The 18,370-nt window shown below is 67.4% G+C and carries 15 protein-coding genes and 6 pseudogenes; 11 read left to right on the top strand and 10 right to left on the bottom strand.

Features of this window, described 5'->3' with window-relative positions:
- The first annotated feature begins 7 nt into the window (after positions 1–7).
- Entirely contained in the window at positions 8–247 is a 240-nt protein-coding gene (locus tag OG735_RS00755) for a hypothetical protein (protein ID WP_327321190.1), read from the top strand.
- Between the two features lie 363 nt (positions 248–610).
- A complete protein-coding gene (locus tag OG735_RS00760; RefSeq protein WP_327321191.1) occupies positions 611–985 on the top strand; it encodes a hypothetical protein in 375 nt (124 codons plus the stop codon).
- A 953-nt stretch (positions 986–1,938) separates the two neighbouring features.
- On the opposite strand, the gene OG735_RS00765 is transcribed toward OG735_RS00760, so the two are convergent.
- The 4 genes and pseudogenes from OG735_RS00765 to OG735_RS00780 all read right to left on the bottom strand — a co-directional run bounded on the left by OG735_RS00765 (position 1,939) and on the right by OG735_RS00780 (position 4,475).
- A complete protein-coding gene (locus tag OG735_RS00765; RefSeq protein ID WP_327328634.1) occupies positions 1,939–2,070 on the bottom strand; it encodes a hypothetical protein in 132 nt (43 codons plus the stop codon).
- Positions 2,056–2,590 (bottom strand): annotated as a pseudogene (locus OG735_RS00770) (leucine zipper domain-containing protein); the annotation flags it as partial. The gene OG735_RS00765 and the pseudogene OG735_RS00770, both read right to left, overlap by 15 nt.
- Before the next feature lie 115 nt (positions 2,591–2,705).
- The gene (locus OG735_RS00775) at positions 2,706–3,206 is read right to left on the bottom strand and encodes a hypothetical protein (protein WP_327321193.1); all 501 of its coding nucleotides are present in this window, start codon (positions 3,204–3,206) and stop codon (positions 2,706–2,708) included.
- A gap of 333 nt (positions 3,207–3,539) precedes the next feature.
- Entirely contained in the window at positions 3,540–4,475 is a 936-nt protein-coding gene (locus tag OG735_RS00780; protein WP_327321194.1) for a LysR family transcriptional regulator, read from the bottom strand.
- Positions 4,476–4,716: 241 nt separating this feature from the next.
- Here OG735_RS00780 and phnA point away from each other — a divergent pair, with 241 nt between their 5' ends.
- The 4 genes and pseudogenes from phnA to OG735_RS00800 all read left to right on the top strand — a co-directional run.
- Positions 4,717–6,000 (top strand): phosphonoacetate hydrolase, encoded by a 1,284-nt coding sequence (phnA, locus tag OG735_RS00785; protein ID WP_327321195.1) that lies wholly within the window; start codon positions 4,717–4,719, stop codon positions 5,998–6,000.
- Between the two features lie 150 nt (positions 6,001–6,150).
- A complete protein-coding gene (locus OG735_RS00790; RefSeq protein ID WP_327321196.1) occupies positions 6,151–7,485 on the top strand; it encodes an MFS transporter in 1,335 nt (444 codons plus the stop codon).
- Between the two features lie 71 nt (positions 7,486–7,556).
- On the top strand, positions 7,557–8,690 hold the full coding sequence (locus OG735_RS00795) for a TIGR03364 family FAD-dependent oxidoreductase (RefSeq protein ID WP_327321197.1): 1,134 nt from the start codon (positions 7,557–7,559) through the stop codon (positions 8,688–8,690).
- A 68-nt stretch (positions 8,691–8,758) separates the two neighbouring features.
- Positions 8,759–8,950: pseudogene (locus tag OG735_RS00800) on the top strand (trypsin-like serine protease); the annotation flags it as partial.
- Positions 8,951–9,148: 198 nt separating this feature from the next.
- Here the strand turns inward: OG735_RS00800 and OG735_RS00805 are convergent.
- The 5 genes and pseudogenes from OG735_RS00805 to OG735_RS00820 form a co-directional block, all read right to left on the bottom strand.
- A complete protein-coding gene (locus OG735_RS00805) occupies positions 9,149–9,811 on the bottom strand; it encodes an adenylate kinase (protein ID WP_327321198.1) in 663 nt (220 codons plus the stop codon).
- Positions 9,802–10,197 carry an AMP-binding enzyme gene (locus OG735_RS41730; RefSeq protein WP_442812577.1) on the bottom strand — a complete coding sequence of 132 codons (396 nt, stop codon included), beginning with the start codon at positions 10,195–10,197 and terminating at the stop codon, positions 9,802–9,804. The genes OG735_RS00805 and OG735_RS41730 overlap by 10 nt, the downstream gene beginning before the upstream one ends.
- A 47-nt stretch (positions 10,198–10,244) precedes the next feature.
- Positions 10,245–10,925: pseudogene (locus tag OG735_RS41735) on the bottom strand (AMP-binding protein); the annotation flags it as partial.
- A gap of 95 nt (positions 10,926–11,020) precedes the next feature.
- Positions 11,021–11,950, bottom strand: a complete 930-nt coding sequence (gene dapA / locus OG735_RS00815; protein WP_327328167.1) for a 4-hydroxy-tetrahydrodipicolinate synthase — start codon at positions 11,948–11,950, stop codon at positions 11,021–11,023.
- A complete protein-coding gene (locus tag OG735_RS00820; RefSeq protein ID WP_442812578.1) occupies positions 11,950–13,917 on the bottom strand; it encodes an aldehyde dehydrogenase family protein in 1,968 nt (655 codons plus the stop codon). Before OG735_RS00820 ends, dapA begins: the two co-directional genes overlap by 1 nt.
- 78 nt (positions 13,918–13,995) lie before the next feature.
- Here OG735_RS00820 and OG735_RS41740 point away from each other — a divergent pair.
- Positions 13,996–14,055 (top strand): annotated as a pseudogene (locus tag OG735_RS41740) (twin-arginine translocation signal domain-containing protein); the annotation flags it as partial.
- Positions 14,056–14,122: 67 nt separating this feature from the next.
- The gene (locus OG735_RS00825; RefSeq protein WP_327321200.1) at positions 14,123–14,515 is read left to right on the top strand and encodes an alkaline phosphatase family protein; all 393 of its coding nucleotides are present in this window, start codon (positions 14,123–14,125) and stop codon (positions 14,513–14,515) included.
- Positions 14,516–14,732: 217 nt separating this feature from the next.
- Here the strand turns inward: OG735_RS00825 and OG735_RS00830 are convergent.
- A pseudogene (locus OG735_RS00830) lies at positions 14,733–15,603 on the bottom strand (IS110 family transposase); the annotation flags it as partial.
- 567 nt (positions 15,604–16,170) lie between these two features.
- On the opposite strand from OG735_RS00830, the gene melC1 reads away from it, so the two are divergent.
- The 3 genes and pseudogenes from melC1 to OG735_RS00845 all read left to right on the top strand — a co-directional run.
- Positions 16,171–16,545 (top strand): apotyrosinase chaperone MelC1, encoded by a 375-nt coding sequence (gene melC1 / locus OG735_RS00835; protein WP_327321201.1) that lies wholly within the window; start codon positions 16,171–16,173, stop codon positions 16,543–16,545.
- Between the two features lie 18 nt (positions 16,546–16,563).
- Complete coding sequence (melC2, locus tag OG735_RS00840) at positions 16,564–17,394, top strand: tyrosinase MelC2 (protein WP_327321202.1); 831 nt, start codon at positions 16,564–16,566, stop codon at positions 17,392–17,394.
- A gap of 617 nt (positions 17,395–18,011) precedes the next feature.
- Positions 18,012–18,353 (top strand): annotated as a pseudogene (locus tag OG735_RS00845) (alkaline phosphatase family protein); the annotation flags it as partial.
- Between the last annotated feature and the right edge of the window lie 17 nt (positions 18,354–18,370).

Consider the following 18,370-nt stretch of genomic DNA (forward strand, 5'->3'; position numbering starts at 1 on the left):
CGTCCCCATGGAATTCGAAGACCCGGAACTCATGGTCGATGCCTTCGCGATCGTCGGAGCCTTCAACATGGCCGACATGCAGCGATCGCGCCGGGCCCTGCTGTTCTGGCTCCACCCTGGCGAGTTGGACGGACGGACTGGCCGCCGCATGCGCGCATCCGCCGGGCAGTGGCCGCGTGAGCGGGATCGCCCCCGCGGGGCCCGCTGGAACTCCGCCGGGCAGTGGCCGCGTGAGCGGGATCGGTGACCACACCCTCCGCTCGATGCAGACGGCGTATCTCAGCCCAGTCCTCCACCTTCAGCACCCTCCAAATGATCAAGGGGGGTTAATTCTGCGGGACCACCAGGGGGTCAGTCACGACACAGCCGGGCGGGCCCCGGATGTACTCCTCCAGTGGTAGCCAGGGGCTTGATCCGCCCACGGCCGTATCGCAAATGCCATCTCCAGCCAGACGTTTCGCAGTCCGCTGCCGGCCACTCTGGTTGTACCGCCGCGGAACATCGGCTCAATGCCTGGGCCCGGCGGGAAGGACCCCAAGGTGCCGCACGCGATCCACGCGAACCCCCCGAGAGTGCCGCACCCCACACCACCCCGTCTGGAGCGTTTCTCTTGTTCACGCACGGCCTCCCCGACTACGACCCGTTCCTGCGCGCAGTCGCCTCCGTCGAGCACGGCCACGCCGCCTCCCTCACAGCCTCCCCTAATCACTCACGGCCGCTGAACTCCACCCGCATGCCCACCACGGACTGGACCCACGGCCTCAAGTCCCGGATCGGAGCGCCCGAACAGTGGTGGAGCGTCACGATGCCGATCACGACGACGGACGAACGGCCCGGCACACACACCTTCGTCATCTGGGCGATCACCGCTCAGGCCGCGCTTTCCTCCGCCGTCAACGTCGCTCGCTCGGACATAGCCAGCAAACGCCGACGCTACGCAACGATCGACACCAGTGCCGCAGTCATCACGCTCTGGAAAGGGTGAGTACCGCCCGCGCTCTCGTTGAAAGACGGTGCCAGGGCCCCCGGCTGCCGGAGGCCCTGGCACCGTCGCAGGTTCAGCACATGCACGCGGCACACCGGGCAATCAGGTGCGCCCCGCAGTCCCCCGCAGTGCCCCAAAGACGCGGGAAAGGCTGCCATCGGTCACGCGCAGAGCAACGGCCACCTCCAGCCGTGCGGGACCAGCGAGCGCCCGTTCGACCAGGCCCACGCCGATGGCACCCACAGGCTGGCCGGAGCTGTCGGCGACTGGGGCGGCGACGCTGGCCTCGCCCACGGCTGCTTCCTGTTCTTCCAGCGCATAGCCCGCTGGCGGACCTGCTCCAGCTCGCGCGCCATGCGGCCGGGGGCGTCGGTAAGCGAGGCAGGCTCGCCGGCGAGCAAGTGGTCGCGCAGCGCCTGGGGGCACATGCGCCACGATCGTCCTTCCCAGCGCACAGACGTTCCAGGGGATGGTGTGCCCACCTCCGAGATCTGAACAGACCCGCCGGGCGGGCAGGCATGGCGGGCCAACAGGGTCTGGTTACCCGCGAGTAAACCTACTCATGCCGCCTATCCCACGCGAGTGGCCAGCAGGTAGCCCACGCCAGAGCCCTGGTACGCAGTTCCTGGGTGCCCAGGTGGGCGTTGCCGAGCTGCACCAGGCCCGGGCCCCAGGCAGTCGTTGCCCGCCTCTGCATCCTGGATTCACAATTTTCCTCCCCCTCAAGGGTCCGCAGCAGTGCACGGGCGGTCGGCTTGGCAGGCTCTCGGCCAGGTCGGTCACGCCCAGCCTCGGCCCCATCGTGACGAGCTCCCGCAGGATGCGGACCGCTCGCTGCACCGATTGTTCTCAGGGGCTGTGTCCGCGTCGTTTTTAGTGGCGGGCTTGCGTATGCGGCGCCAGTGTGACCAGTGCAGAACACGGCTGGCCCGTGTGGGCCGACGGTGAGTGAGTCAGGTGTTCAGGCGTCTACTCTCGGCGAAGCTGAGGTGGATGGGCTGGGGAGGATCCGTTTCTGCTTTGTCGGCGTCGAGTTCGCGGACGAGCAGGACGGTGAGACAGGCGAGGGAGTTGTAGCCGATCACGGGCATGCACCTCTTGCGCTGGTCGGTGGTGACCTGCCGGTTGCTGTCTCCGGCCGTCCTGCCGACCGTGCGCCAGCCGTCAGCGATGTTGCCGAGTTTTTTGATGTCGGCGTGGACCAGTTCACCGGGTCGGGGTCATTCGTGGCAGCGGATCGGCTCGCCGCTGGGGCGGTCCATCCAGGCCAGCCGGTTCAGACCCTGCCGGGCAGGGGGGATCACGTGCACCGTCGAGGCGGGCAGGCCCAGAATTAGGCCGATCCGGGCCGGTCCCACGTTGCGCGCCTGCCGGATCTCGTAGACGCGGGCCTCCAGAGCCGATGAGGTGCGGTGCGGAGTGGTCCGGGGCCGGCTGGAGCGGTCAAACAGGTCTACCTCCCCCTCAGCCCGCCGCCCACTTGTGGGCCGTGGCCCGCGAGATACCCGTCTCGGCCGCAACATGCGCGACCCGGCGGCCTGAGCGGACACGTTGAACCAGCAGCCGCCTGCCGTGAACGGTCAGCCGGGCATTACGGTGGGACACGAAGACCTCCGTGTGCGATGCAGTCCTAGACAGCTCCACCACACCGGAGGTCTTCGCCATGATCAAGCCCGGCGACAGTCAACAACGCTCGTGATCAATACACCCAGGGCGGCGCTCAGCGCTGGCGCGGGACGAATGCCTCGGAGCAGCCCTTGCCGTGGTGCAGGCCGAGGCCTATCAGTGTCCGGGCCAGCGAGGCGTCGTCGTCGATCGCTGTCAGCTGATAGCCCTCGGTGGGGTGCGGGGCCAGGAGTGCCATGAGGTCGCGTGCGGGAACGAAGGCGGAGGGGGCGAGCCGGGTGTGGTGCAGCCACAGTCCTTCGCCCAGGTGCGCCACGGCGCACGGGGGAATCCGGCGGTCGTGCTCGTCAGTGGTGGTCGGATACCCCTGGAAAGAGGAGGCTTCCAGGACCAGGGCGAGGGTGGCGGGGAAGTCTGCCGCGGCGGCCAGTGCGTGGTCGACGGCGAGCAGGCCTTCCTGCCGGGCCCGTTCTGCGGTCGCCCACGCGCCTTCGGCGCGGTGGAGCTCTGCTTCGGCCTCCGACCGGGCGAGGAAACACGAGGTGAATCGGCGCAGGGCTTTGATGGGAAGTACGGGCGGGAGAGGCGCTGTCATCGGTTCGCTCCTGTCGGGGACCAGACTGGAAAGGCAGCCAGCGTGGGATGCGGGGCAGCACTGGCGAATGGTGCGGGTGGCAAGCAGCTGCTGCATCCCAGTCAGGTTGCCCGCCCGGCCCCGCGTGCCGCGTCCCGCTGGAGAAGGCATCTGAACCCCACCCAGGGAGTCAGGCAGCCGCGCAGTACATCCTGGGATGTACTGCGCCCCTCGCGGCGCGGCCCGACACCGAATGGCCGGGGCGCAGAAATGAACAACGCCGACGATAAGGGGCCGACAGTGCCCCACGGGCCGGAGCTGTGCCGTGCGCCTTGCGGCCGCAGCGGCCAACGGTCACTTTCCAGGGCCAGCTGGCTGGCTGGGCACCCGGCGCAGGGGCCATGCTGGCTGGTCGCGCAGGAGCTGGACGAAGGCCTGCTCTGCTGCGGAAAGCAGCCGGTCCCGGCGCCGCAGAAGAGTGATCGGGCGGGCCTGCGCAGCCTGTTCCACCTCAAGGAGTGCCAGCGTTCCCGACCGGACGTCGTCGGCGACGGCATGCTCGGAGATCAATGAGATGCCCAGGCCGGCCGCCACGCAGCGCTTGACCGCTTCCGGCCCCCACACCTCGGTCCACGACGCCTCGGTGAGACCCCAGCTCCCCAGGGTGCTCTCCTGCAGTTCTCGGGTCTGGGAGCCCGGCTCGCGCAGGATCAGGCGTTCACCGGCGAACATGTCGGCCGTGAGGGACGCGATCCCGGCCAGCGGATGGCCAGGGGCGGCGACCATCACGAGGCGTTCCTCGAGCACGGTCTCGGACACCAACCGCTGATCGGCCGGAGCGCCCGCGACCACCGCGATCCCGACGCCTCCGCTCAGCAGCTGCTCGATCACCGCCTTGTTGTTTCCGACGAAGATGTGGCCCTCGACGCTGGGATGGCGGGACCGGTAGGCGGCGAGCAGGTCGGGCAGGAGGTAGGTGCCCACCGTCGTCGACCCGCCGACCACAATGCGCCCCGTCTGCAGGCCGCTGAGCTGCTGGACCGCGGCGACAGCCTCCTCGGCCAGCAGAAAGACCCGCTTTCCGTACGTATCGAGCACCTGCCCCTCGGCCGTGGGCCGGATCCGCCCGCCGGAGCGGTCGATGAGCGTGGTGCGCAGCGACTCCTCCAGCCTGCGCACCTGGTTCGAGACCGAGGGCTGGCTCATGTACAGCTTCTGTGCGGCGGCCGAGAACCCCCGGTGCTCCACCACCTGCATGAAGATCCACAGTCGGTGCAGGTCGAGTTCCACGGGCTACTCCCGTTCATGCAGGGCCCTTCTAAGAGCCGTGATCTGGTTGTGCAACGAGCTTGATGCTAACTGTGTTCAGCATGAAGCAAAAGGGGCAATTTCACCACGACCGCTGGCGAGACTATGAGCGTCATAGCCGAGCAGCAGGTTCCAAGCTCGCTCTACCTGGTGTTACTTCTGGTGGACCCTTGAGGGGATCCGCAATCCCGGCCCCTCTTCACATGGCACCAGAGGGGCATTGATGACACCGCCAAGTCAGAACACAGGACAGAATAGCCGAACCGTTGTCAACGGGCGTGGTTACCCGTGGCCGGCCGCTCCGGTCGTCGTGATCTGCGTCGACGGCAGCGAGCCCGCTTACCACGAGCGCGCCATCGCCGACGGCAGGATGCCCTTCCTGGAAGGGATGCTCGGGACAGGCAGCGACCTGCGCGCCGAGTGCACGATGCCGTCGTTCACCAACCCCAACAATCTCTCCATAGCCACCGGCGTCCCTCCGGCGGTCCACGGCATCTGCGGCAACTACTTCTATGACGCGCAGGCCGGTGTCGAGGTCATGATGAACGACCCGGAGCTGCTGCGCGCGCCCACCCTGTTCGCCGAATTCTCCCAGCGTGGCGCAAAGGTCGCGGTGATCACCGCGAAGGACAAGCTGCGCCGTCTGCTCGGGCGCGGGCTGTCCGACGGCATCTGCTTCTCCGCCGAGAAGGCGGATCAACTCACGGTGGAGGCAAACGGCATCGACAAGGTGCTGGAGCGGGTCGGCATGGAGCTCCCCTCCGTGTACAGCGCCGAACTCAGCGAACTGGTCCTGGCCGCTGGCGTCGACGTGCTCGAGAACGAGCGGCCGGAACTGATCTACCTGTCGCTGACCGACTACATCCAGCACAAGCATGCGCCGGGCTCACGGGTAGCCAACGACTTCTACGCGATGATGGACGGCTACCTCGCCCGCCTCGACGCCCTCGGTGCTGTGGTGGTGGTCACCGCCGATCACGGCATGAACGCCAAGAGCAACGGCGACGGCACGCCCCAGGTGGTCTACCTCCAGGAGCTGCTGGACGGCCTGTCCGCCGGTCCGCTCGGCGAGGGCGCCGCGCGAGTCGTGCTGCCCATCACCGACCCTTACACGGTTCACCACGGCGCCCTGGGCTCCTACGCCACCGTCCACCTGCCCGAGGGAGCCGACGTCTCCGGGGTTGGGTCCGAGCTGTCGGCGCTCGAGGGCATCGTCGAGGTGATCACCCGGGAGGAGGCGTGCGAGCGCTTCGAGCTCCCCGGTGACCGCATCGGTGAGCTGGTGGTCATTGCCGACCGCAACACCGCGCTGGGTACCACCCCGGACCGGCACGACGTGTCCGGTTTCAAGGAGCCGCTGCGCTCCCACGGCGGCCTGACCGAGCAGCAGGTCCCCTTCCTGGTGAACCGCTCCGGCATCCGTCTTCCCAACGGACACCGGCTGCGCAACTTCGACTCGTACTGGGTCGGCACCGCGCTGGCCGCCGGCAAGCAGCCGCAGTACTGACCAGCTCCGCGGACGCCGACACCGACTCCCCCAGCGCGCGGGACACGGTCGCGTCCCCGCCGTCGGTGACTCCACTTCCGGCCCCCCTGCACCACCTGATGGACCCCTCGCACATCCCCCGTCACCACACACGACAGGCAAGGCCCCGCCATGACTCAGACATCGGAAAGACCACAGGGACTCACGACGAAGCAGATGCTGGCGGCCCATCCGGGCCTCGGCGGCTGGCGTGTCAAGGCCTTCGCCGCGACGTGGCTCGCCTATGCCACCTATTACTTCGTGCGCGAAGCACCCTCGGTCGCCCAGCTCGGCATCCTGGAGGAGGGCTCCGGGCTCGAGCACGTCCTCACCAAGCCGGTCTGGGGTGTTCTCGACACGCTTTACCTCGTCACCTACGCGATCGGCCAGTTCATCTGGGGCGCGTGCGCCGACCGGTTCGGTACCCGGATCGTGGTGATCGGCGGCATCATCACCTCGATCGGGGCGGCGCTCGTCATGGGCATCAGCCCCACTGTCGTGGCCTTCGGCGTCGCCATGACCGTGCTGGGCTTCGCCCAGTCCACCGGCTGGGCCCCGCTGTGCAAGAACGTCAGCAACTTCTTCACCGTGAAGGAACGCGGACGTGTCCTTGGCCTGTGGAGCACCAACTACGCCTTCGGCGGCCTGGCCTCCGTCCCCTTCCTCGGATGGCTTGCCTACGGCCTCTTCGACAGCTGGAAGGTGGCCTTCTTCGGCGGCGCCGCGGTCATGGGCATAGCCCTCCTCGTCTTCCTCGTCCTCCAGCGCAACAGCCCCGAAGCGGTCGGCCTGCCCAACATCAATGACGCCGAGCGCGGAACGGCGGCCCAGGCAAGTGACCAGGCCGCCACCGACAGGCCCCGGCCGGCCAAGGGCAGCACACTCAAGGCCCTGCGCGACCCGATGGTCCTCACCCTGGGCGCCGCCTACTTCCTGATCAAGCCGGCCCGCTACGCGATCCTCCTGTGGGGCCCGATCATCGTCAACGAGCGGCTCCCGCAGGTGGGCAAGGTTTCCGCAACGGCCATCACCATCGCCTTCGGCGTCGCCGGCTGCCTGGCCCCCTCGCTCATCGGTTTTGTCTCCGACAAGGTCTTCGGCTCCCGCCGGGTGCCGCCCGCCGTCCTCAGCCTGGTCCTGCTGACGATCGTCCTGGCCCTGTTCTCCCCGCTCACCGCCAGTGGCAGCGTCACCATGATGATCGTCGTCCTCGGATTCATGGGCCTGTCCGTCTACGCGGCCGACTCCATGATCTCCTGCACCGCCGCCGTCGACTTCGGCAAGTCCGACAGCGCAGGCACCGCAGCCGGCGTGGTCAACGGATGCGGATCGGTCGGCGCCATCTTCGGCGGCCTCCTGCCCGGCATCATCGGCGGCCACACCTACTTCTACCTCTTCGCCGGTGCAGCACTGCTGGCCGCCCTGATCATGCTCCCCCGCTGGAACCGGGTCCCGGTCGCAGCCTGAACCAAGCTCTCTGTGTCCTCAGGGCCGTGCACGGCCCTGAGGACACAGACTCACACCCGAAAGGGGCACCCATGCCCACCAACCACGCTGACACCGCCGTCATCGGCGGGGGCATTGTCGGACTCGCCCACGCCCTTGCGGCAGCCAAGCGCGGCGACCGGGTCGTCCTGTTCGAACGGGACGATTTCTCCGTCGGTGCGTCCATCCGCAACTTCGGACTGATCTGGCCGGTCGGCCAAAAGCGCGGCGCCATCTACCAACGGGCACTGCGGGCCCGCGAGATCTGGCTCGAAATCGCCGCCAAGACGGACCTGTGGTGTCCCCAGACCGGCTCCCTCCACCTGGTCCACCACCAGGACGAGGAAGCCGTCCTGGAGGAGTTCCTCGCCACCACGCCGGCCGCCCGTGACCAGGGATGCCGCATGGTGACCCCCGCAGAGGCCGAACAACTCGGCGCCGGAGTGAACACCGACGGCCTCAAGGCGGCCATGTGGAGCCCGACCGAGCTGAATGTGGACCCGCGCCGGGCCATCCCCACCGTCGCCCGCTACCTCGCCGACGAGTACGGCGTCGACGTACGCTTCGGAACCACCGTGCGCGGCATCAACCTGCCACACCTGGACACCACAGCCGGTATCTGGCACGCCGACCGCGTCTTCGTCTGCAGCGGCAACGACTTCGAGACCCTCTACCCCCACGTCTACTCCGCAGCAAACCTGACCCGCTGCAAGCTGCAGATGCTGCGCACGCCGCCGCAGCCGGGCAACTGGCAACTGGACGCCACCCTCTGCGCGGGGCTGACTCTCCTGCACTACGCGGCGTTCAAGCAGTGCACGTCACTGTCCGCCCTCTCCGAGCGCATGCACGAGCAGTTTCCCTTCCACGGCGACAACGGGATTCACGTCCTCCTGTCGCAGACCGCGGACGGGGCGCTGACCATCGGCGACAGCCACCACTACGGAAAGACGCACGACCCGTTCGAGAGCGAAGCGGTCAGTGAGGCGATCATGGATTACCTCAAGACGTTCGCCAACGCCCCCGATCTGTCCATCGCCCAGCGCTGGACCGGCTACTACCCCTCAGCTCCCCGAGGAGCAACAGAAGTAGTGGTCAACCCCGAGCCCGGCGTCACGGTCGTCAACGGCCTCGGTGGCGCGGGAATGACCCTCTCCTTCGGACTCGGTGAGGAAAACCTCGCAGCCTGACCCGCCTGACCCCTTTCCATGGAAGCCCCCAGGGACGCACTCGGCGCCCTCGGGGGCTTCTGTGCTCCGAGGGCACCGTCACCGGGCTCGTCCAGACCGTCGTGTGCGCTGAACCGGGTGACAGCGGTGGCGCGCTGTTCACGCAGGACGGCAGCGCAATCAGCATCACCCTCGCGCCGCGACGGAACTGCATCTTCGGCGGCACGACGTTCTTCCAGCCGGTCACCACCGCCCTGGCTGCGGTTGCCGCCACTATCGGGCGACCAGGGCGGCAACTCAGGTGCCCAGAAAGGGAACGCTCCTCAAACGGCCGCCAGAACGTGGGCGGCGACAGCCGCAACAACAACCAAGGTCGCTCACACGCGAATCCTCCCTGTGCGAAGCGGTTCCGGGCGCGTGTGGCCCGGAACCGTCCGCGTCAGGTGGCGGCGCACCCGTTGGCTGCGACGCTGTTGCCCCTATGCACCTGCACCGGCCAGGGCAGGCACGGCGGCAAGTATGCGTGCTCTGACATCCTCCACCGGGCCGACGGCATCCACGTTGGCCAGGATGCCCAGCGCTGCGTACCGCACGAGCAGGGGGGCTGTCCGCTCGGTGCAAGCGGCCAGTCGACGCCGGATGATGCGCTCGCGGTCGCCCTCTCGTCTGATCAGCCGACCGCCGCATGTGTCGCAGGCTCCGGACACCCGGGGCGGGGCGAAATTCACGTTCACGACCAGGTTGCAGGACTGACAGGCCCGCCGTCCTGCCAGACGGCGCTCGACCTCGGTGGTGGAGACTTTGAGGGCCAGCACGTGATCGAGTCGTCTTCCCTGCACGGCCAGCATCCCATCCAGGAGTACCGCCTGGTGCACATTGCGCGGGAACCCGTCCAGCAGGAACCCTGCTGCTGCGTCCTCCGCGGCGATGCGCGCCTTCACCATCGCCATCGTGATGTGATCCGGCACCAGAGCCCCGGAGTCCATGTACTTCTTGGCCTGGCGTCCGAGGAGCGTGCCGTCGCGGAAATGGGCTCGGAACAGGTCACCACTGGAAATCGACGGAATGCCCAACCGTTCTGCGAAATGGCGGGCCTGGGTTCCTTTTCCGAATCCGGGCGGGCCTATCAGGACTACGTGCATCGATCTCTCCCGTTCGGGGTTGAGGTTCTGTCTCTGCCGACTGCCGCCGTCGGTGTCAGCCGTCGCCGGGTGACGTCGCCGAGCTGGCGGTTCTCGGCCACATCGCGGAGGAGGCGGCGCATGATCTTGCCGGAGCTGGTCTTGGGGAGCTCGGCGACCAGCGTGATCCGCTTGGCTTTCGCGATGGCACCCAACGCCTGCCCGACGTGTATGCGCAGGTGGTTGACGAGGTTTTGGTCCTCGCTGGCGGAGCCGCGGAGGATGACGAAGGCGACGATGGCCTGGCCGGTGGTCTGGTCGGCGGCGCCGACGACGGCTCCCTCGGCGACCTTGGAGTGCGGCGACCAGAGCGCATTCCACCTCGACGGTGGAGATGTTGTGGCCAGGAGACCAACATCACGTCGTCGACCCGGCTCAGCAGCTGCGAGTCGATGTCCTGCCCGGTGCGGCTGACCACCAGCACATGGCGCACGTCCTGGGTGCCGGGTCGTGTGAGGGCCTCGTCGACGGCGGCTTGAGGGCGCTGGGCCTGCCGCGGCAGTAGCCGCGGCGGCGGTGATGACCACCTTGGCGTCGGCTTCCTTGATGCGGGTGGCGAGTGCGTCGGCGTGGGAGCCGCCGAAGACCACCGAATGCGGGGCGCCGATACGGGCACAGGCCAGCATGGCCACAACAGCCTCGGGACCATCGGCAGGTAGATCGCTACCCAGTCGCCGGGGCCCACCCCGAGCGCGGTCAGGGCCCCGGCCGCCTGGCAGACCTTGCGATGCAGTTCGAGGTAGGTGATCGACCGGGTGGCTCCTGGTTCGCCCTCGAGGTGGATGGCGACCCTGTCCCCCAGCCCGTTCTCCACATACCGGTCGCCGCAGTTGTGGGCGACGTTCAGCTTCCCGTCGGCGAACCACTTCGCGAACGGCGGGTTCGACCAGTCCAGGGTCTGGTCCGGCTGCGTCGACCAGGTGAGCCGTCGGGCTCGCTCCGTCCAGAAGCCCAGGCGGTCGGAATCGGCCTGGGTGCAGGCGTCTTCGCCGACCTTCGCTGCTGCGGCCGGCTCGGGGGGCGCGCCGTATCCGCGTTCTTCGCCCGCCGGAGTCGTCGGGCTTCCGTTGCTCACCCTGCTTCCTACTCCCTTTGGCGCGGGACCGTTGAGGGCGTGACGCCCAGCAACGAGGGGTGCCTCGCGTGGTGCACCGCAACGGTCCCGCAGTCCTATGAGGGCGAACCGGCGCTCACGTCATCGGCGGCCCACAGGCTGCTCGCCTGCTCCAGCGCGGCGATCAGCTGTGCGGTCAGGTCGTGGGCGGCGTCCTGCAGGGGGGCGCGTACGGTCCCTCCGGGCAGGCCCTGGTGGTTCAGCAGGGCCTTGGCCGTCACGGCCCCGGGGGATTCGCCCCCCATCATCGCCTCGATCAGTGGCAGCAACCGTTGGTGCAGTTCCGCAGCCTTGGCAGGCCGACCGCTCTCATAGGCGTCCAGAACCGCCCGCACAGCGTGCCCGGCCACATTGCCGACGGCGCTGACACAGCCCACGGCCCCGACGGCGGCGAGTGGAAGGTTCAGCTCATCGGCCCCCGAGTAGTAGCGAAGCGGGGTCGAGGCGATCACTGCGGCGCTCTTGCCCAGGTTGTATGCGCAGTCCTTCACCGCCACGATCCGCGGGTGCTCGGCGAGCTGCAGCAGCGTGTCCCGGCGCAGCTCGACCCCGGTCCGGGCGGGGATGTCGTAGAGCATGACGGGCAGCCCGCAGGCATCGGCGACCGTGCTCAGATGCCGTACCAGAGCAGTTTGCGGGGGCCGGCTGAAGTACGGGGTGACGACCAGCAGGCCCTGAGCGCCGGCCCGTTCGGCCTTTTGCGCCGAACGGACGGTATGGGTGGTGTCGCTACTGCCAACCCCTGCGGTGACGATCGCCCGATCACCGACTGCTTCCACAACCGCCCGCAGCAGGTGCCTCTTCTCCGCGCCTCGCATGGTCGACGACTCCCCCGTGGTGCCGTTGACCACGATTCCGTCGACGCCATGACGGTCCACAAGGTGGGTGGCGAGGCGGCCTGCACCGTCCAGGTCCAGGGCGCCGTCGCGTGTGAAGGGGCTGACCATCGCGACCACGACCCGGCCGAACGGACGCTGAACTCTGATCACTGGAGGTTCTCCCTTGTCGCAGGCGGGGTAGTCGGATCCGGTATGACGAACCACTGAGCCGGAGCACAGGTTCGGGCGGGCGTCGCACACAACCCCGGTGGCTCGTGCCGAATCCCCTGGCGATGGCTAGTAGGCGAGGCAGGCCGAGCGCCACTCGGTGTAGAAGTCCCACACCTGCGGTGAGCACTCAGGCGGCCCATACTGGGACGCCTTGCGCCGACATGCGGCAGGTGGGCGTAGGCACCGACTCCTGGGCGGTTCACGTGGAGCATGCCTGCCTCGAGCCGGTCGACGGCTTCGAAGGCGCGGGTCTGGGAGGCGGTGAAGACCGTTCCTGACATGCCGTAGCGCACTGAGTTCGCGATGCGCAGCGCGTCCTCGAATCCATCGGCCTCGATCACGCTGAGGACGGGGCCGAACACCTCTTCCTGGGCGAGCTCCGAGTCCCAGGCGACATCGCTGATGACGGTCGGCGCGACGTAGCAGCCATCGGGGAGGCCTACGGTGATCCGGCCTCCGCCGGACAGCACCTTGCCTCCCTGGTCCTGCCCCTTGCTGATCGCGTCCAGGCAGGCGTCCATCCGGTCGGTGTTGACCACCGGGCAGATCTGGGACAGCGGATCGGTCCCCGGCCCGACGCGCAGAGCAGAGGCCCGTGGCACGAGCCGGCTCAGGAACTCCTCCTTGACCCGGACGTCGACCACGACCCGGGAGGTGGCACTGCACGGCTGCCCGGCCTGCCCGAATGCCCCCTTGAGCACAGCCTCCACGGCCTTGTCGAGGTCGGCGTCGTCCAGGACAGGGACCGCGTTCTTGCCGCCGAGTTCGAGCTGGGTGCGCAGCAGCCGGTGGGCGCCGCCGCGGTGGATCGCGGCACCGACCCCGGGGGATCCGGTGAAGCTGATTCCGGCCACGAGCGGATGCGCGACCAGGGCCTCCTCCCCCGCCGCGGCATCCCCTTGGACAAGGTTGAGCACTCCAGCGGGAACCCCGGCGTCCTGGAACAGATCCACCAACAGCGCCGAGGTCAAAGGAGTGAAAGGGGACGGCTTGAGGACGGCGGTGCAACCGGACAGCAGCGCCGGGGCGACCTTCCACATGGGAATGGCGAGCGGGAAGTTCCAGGGGAAGACCAGTCCCACCACGCCGATGGGGCGGCGGAAAGTGATCGCCCAGGTGCGGTCTTCCTCGGCGGGGGTCGTCACGCCGTTCAGGCGGCGGGCCTCCCCTGCGGTGAATTCCAGGACGGCGACGGCCCGCCCCACCTCGCCACGTGCCTCAGACAGCAGCTTTCCCTGCTCCCGGGTGATCGCCTGGGCAAACAGCTCCGCACGCTGCTCCAGCAGCCGGCCTGCTGCGGTGAGACAGCTGGCCCGCCGGATGGGGCCGAGAGCCTGCCATGCAGGCAGTGCCAAGGCCGCCGCATCCACCGCACGGTCGGTGTCCACCCCGCCGGACTCTGCGAAGTTGCCGATCACATCGTCGGCGTCAGCAGGATTGATATTCGGCCGAGTCTGCCCGCTCTCGGACGATGTCCACTGGCCGCCAATAAAGTTGAGCAGGTGCCGGGGCCGAATGAATTCAGCTACGGGATTCACCATGGGTCGGCCTTCCTGTGCGATGTACTTGCCAGCCTTGACGAGCCTTTGACGTGGCACAACACGCACCAGGGGGCTACTTGTAAATCCCCTCCATAACCCTTCGCTATACGACCTGATGCGTAGCGGCGGCAGCGCATGCCTTCGAGCCGGCATCGGGGGATACGGCCTCTTGCGACTGCGTGTCCGTCTGCGGGCCACGTTCCCGCTATGGATGCCATAGCCAGGGCGAATCCCCGTCCGTTGCCGCTGTTGCCGCATGTGGTCGGGATCGACCTTCACAGCCGCGGAAGGCGTGCCGCAGTCCGCGTCGGCATACGCGCTGTCCAGTCTGGCCTGCCCTGCCCACATGGGTAGTCGGCTCATTGGCCTTACCCGGAGGAAAGCCTCACGGCCACAAACGAAGGACCCAGCAGTGCTGCTCAAGAGGACAGACCGGCCGCGGTGACAAGGCGCCGGTTGCTCGGCATGCTGGGAACGGCAGCTGCGGTGGCCGCGACCGGGGTCCTCCCCAAGGCCATCCACAAGATTTGCTCGCGGTCCCGTGACGCCGGGCGGCACCATCAACGATGTGCAGCACGCCGTGATGCTCATGCAAGAGAACCGGTCCATCGACCACTACTTCGGGACGCTGAAGGGCGTGCGCGGGTTTCAACGACCCAAGGCAATCCAGAACGAAGACGGCATGCCGGTCTGGTACCAGAAATGCAAAGACCACCCGGACGGACATGGAGAACAACGGCGACACGGAGTGCGTCATCACCGTGACCAACAGCTACGCAGCCTCATCGCCGCGGACATACACCCTCGGCCCCGGGGGAGCGACGACGACTTCTGGAACGTGGAACCCGCTCACCACTGGTACGACTTGACCGCCACCGCTAACACCGACAACGGATTCCCGCGCCGTTTCGCCGGCCATATGGAGACCGGCCGCTCCAGCTACAGCGACCCCCGCATGTAGGCCGACATCGCCGCTGCGGCCCGCCACCGGCGGGCCGCAGACGTCCTTGCAGTGATCGCCCGCCCGCGACTTCCACACTTCCCCCTGCTTGACACACAATTCAGCCGTCGGCCCGCTGCCGTCGTTGGGCCGCTGCTCCTCGATCACGTCTCGACGCGCTGCGTTCGCTCAAGGCAGTGCGTGTCGTACTGCGCGATCAGACGTTGCCCGATCACCGGTCCATGTCTCCGCCGGTGGCGGCCAGGAATTCCGCGCCAAGCAGGGAGCCGATGCCGGGCATGCTGGCGATCACCTCGGCGTGTTGGTGCTGGCGAAACCGGCCCTCGATGAGCTTGTCGGCCTCGGCGATCTTCTCGTTGAGGGTCATCACCTCCCTCGTGAGGTTGTGCACTCTGGGCTGTCATCGCCTCGCCGGGCACGCGCGTGCGCTGGCCTTCGGCGGCCTGTATGGCTGTGGTGGCATGATCATCGGCGCCTCGGACCTTGCGGTTGCGCAACCAGGTCGTCAGCCGACGGGCGCCAGTCCTGCGAAGGGCGGCCGGGGTCTGGTAGCCCGTCAGCAGTACCAGTGGGCCGACGTTGGTGAGATCCAGCGCCCGTTCAAGAGCGGGAAAGATGCTGGTGAGGTGGTTGCGGAGCCTGTTGATGGCCCGGGTGTGGTCGTCCGCGAGGTCACGGCGATGGCCAGTGAGGACCTTCATCCCGGTGAGCAGTTCATCGCTTGGCCTCAAAGGAGTCAGGTCGCGGCGGATACGGGCCTGGTCGGCGATGATCGCCGCGTCCCTCGCGTCGGTCTTGCGGTCACCTCGGTAGCCCTCGGAGGCCCGGTTGACCGCTCGGCCGGGAACATAGAGCGTCTCCTGGTCGTGGTTGAGCAACAGGGCAATCAGCAGGGCGGCTCCGCCGTCGGCCAAGTCGATCCCCCCGGTGACGTCCTCACTCAGAGCGCGGACGTCGGCCAGGAGCCGAAGCAGCTCCGGCTCGTCATTGGACACCCGCCGCGACAGCAGCCGCTTGCCGGTCTCGTCGATCACCACGCAGTGGTGATGGGTCTTACCAGCGTCGATACCGGCCCAGATTGCTGTCACCCGCACTCCACAGGTCGGTAGCTGGACTTGCACCACAGACGACCTCCCTGTCGAGTCCCTACTGAGCGATCAACGTCGCAATTCCTCGTCAGCAGCCGAGTCGTCGAGGGGCGCCGGGCGGCGAATCGTCTGAAGCCACGGACGGCAGAGGACTGAAAGCCACACTCGGCACCCCTGGGTGAGCCAACCCTACGAATGGCTCGCTCATCCCGATCAACAAGGTACGAGGACTGACTCCGGCTCACCCGGGACGGGGAGAGCCTGAGGCGCAAGATTCCGGACACTTTGTGCGTGTTGGAGTACGCACACTTCCCGGGAGATGGAAACGAAAGCTCCATGAAGAAGTCACATCGGGCGGAGGATTTCCGTCATTGATGGACGTACGGCCTGAGGGTCCGCTAGGTCAACTTTGTTCCATTCTGGACGGCACGTGCTGGCCATGTCTCCTTCGTGGCCAACAAATCGCCGGAGGCTTCCAGGTTGCGGGGTGAGCCGGTAGGCATGGCGCGTCATGGGCGCAGACCACGCCCATCGTTCACCGACCACAGCACCCTCTGGGGGTTTCCCATGCCTGAAATCACCCGCCGCCGCGCGCTCGGCGCCCTCGCCGGCGCCGCCGCCGCGCTGACGGTAGCGGGCACAGCCGCCGCTGCCGTACGGCCGGAGCCGGCCGCCACCGCTCCTTCGGCGTTCGACGAGGTCTACCAGGGCCGCCGAATACACGGCGCGCCGTCGCACGGAGGCGGACATCACGGAGGCGGACACGGCAGCGGCTATGCCGTGCGCATCGACGGAGAGGAACTGCACGTTATGCAGAACGCCGACGACACCTGGATCAGCGTTGTCAACCACTACGAGCCCCTCGCCACGCCCCGCGCCGTGGCCCGCGCCGCCGTGCTGGAGCTGCAGGGCGCAGAACTCGTCCCCCTTGCCGTCGCCTGATCCGGGAGCACTCTCACCATGACCGTACGCAAGAATCAGTCCCAGCTTTCCGCCACCGAGAAGAGGCGGTTCGTCAACGCCCTGCTGGAGCTGAAGCGATCCAATCGGTACGACACCTTCGTCACCACCCACAACGCTTTCATCATGAGCGACACCGACAGCGGTCGCCGCGTCGGGCATCGTTCGCCCTCCTTCCTGCCCTGGCACCGCAGGTTCCTCATAGAGTTCGAGCAGGCCCTCCAGTCCGTCGATCCGTCCGTGGCGCTCCCATACTGGGACTGGACGAAGGACCGGACCGCTGCTTCATCGATCTGGGCAGCCGACTTTCTCGGCGGTACCGGCCGTAGCCGGGACGAGCAGGTGATGGACGGGCGGTTCGCCTTCTCCTCCGGCAATTGGCCGGTGACTGTGAACACAGATACGCGTGGTTTCCTGCGCCGAAACCTTGGTGGTGCAGGGCGGTTGCCGACACAAGCCGATGTCGATGCGGCGCTTGACATCACTACGTACGACACCTCGCCGTGGAACAGTGCTTCCGCGGGTTCCTTCCGTAATACCCTGGAGGGTTGGCGCGGCCGCAGTGGCCTCCACAACTCGGTTCATGTGTGGGTTGGTGGGCAGATGACCAGTGGGGTTTCTCCGAACGACCCGGTGTTCTGGCTCCATCACGCCTTCATCGACAAGCTCTGGGCCCAGTGGCAAGCCCGCCACCCCCGTTCGGGCTATCTTCCGGCCGTCAGGACCCCCGATGTCGTCGATCTGCGCGGAACCATGAGGCCGTGGAACGACGTCACTCCGGCGGACATGCTCGACCACACCCGCTACTACACCTTCGACACAACCGCATAGGACAGGGCGGCGGACCTCGGCTTCGTTGTCGGCCGCCCGGTGCTCGACGACTGCCACCGCACCGACCACACCGACGGTGCAGAGGCAGGTGCCACCTGTAGGTGGGTAGCGTGTAGGGAGGTTGGGGAGCCCGCATCCGTTCCGGGTGCGGGCTTTCCGCGCGACGGAGGCCCACGAGGCGCCAGTCTGCATGCTCAGTCATCGGTTCGTGAGCGTTCCCACTCGGCCGCCCGCGCCACGGCGCAGAGGCCACCGTGGCCTGCAGTCCGGGCCTCCGCACCCAGCGGATGGACAAAGCAGTAGGCCTTGGGCGCGGTCAGTTTCGAGCGCGAACTCTGCGTTTGGTTCACGAAGTCGGCTGCCCGAACCGCGGTATCCGTGTGATGAAGTCTGCGTAGTGCCGTTCATCAATGCGGCAAACAATTCATCAGACACGTTGAGCAATAACTCCCATAATCCAGCTCTATTCCAGGACATAACGGTCAAATCGTGGGCGATGCACATCGAGTTAAGCGGAGAACGAGCCCTGTTCCGTATCGGATCGTTTCGCTCAGAGCGCTCGGCTCGATCAGTTGAAGCGCCCGCAGAAATCCACTTCAAGTCTCCGAGGTAGATGCATGCATCTGAACCGCTACGTTCGGCTCGCCCTCGCGTCGGCAGTCCCGGCGTTCGCACTGTCCGTCAGTGTCACGACTCCCGTCTTCGCGGCCGGCTATCAGGGCCTGCCGGACGGCGTTCTCACCCACAAGACCCTGGTCATCGGCATCGACGGTGCCGGCTTCAGTCGGCTCGCCAACGCCGACATGCCCAACCTGGAAGGCCTCCGGGCGGACGGCGTGACATCGAACACCAACCTGTACGCCGAGCCGATGGCCGACACATCCTCCGGCCCCGGCTGGTCCAACATCGGCCACGGTGTCTGGCCCGACAAGCATCTCGTCGTGGACAACGGGAGTTTCGGTGACAAAGGGGGTGG

Source organism: Streptomyces sp. NBC_01210 (genome assembly GCF_036010325.1).
Classification (GTDB): domain Bacteria; phylum Actinomycetota; class Actinomycetes; order Streptomycetales; family Streptomycetaceae; genus Streptomyces.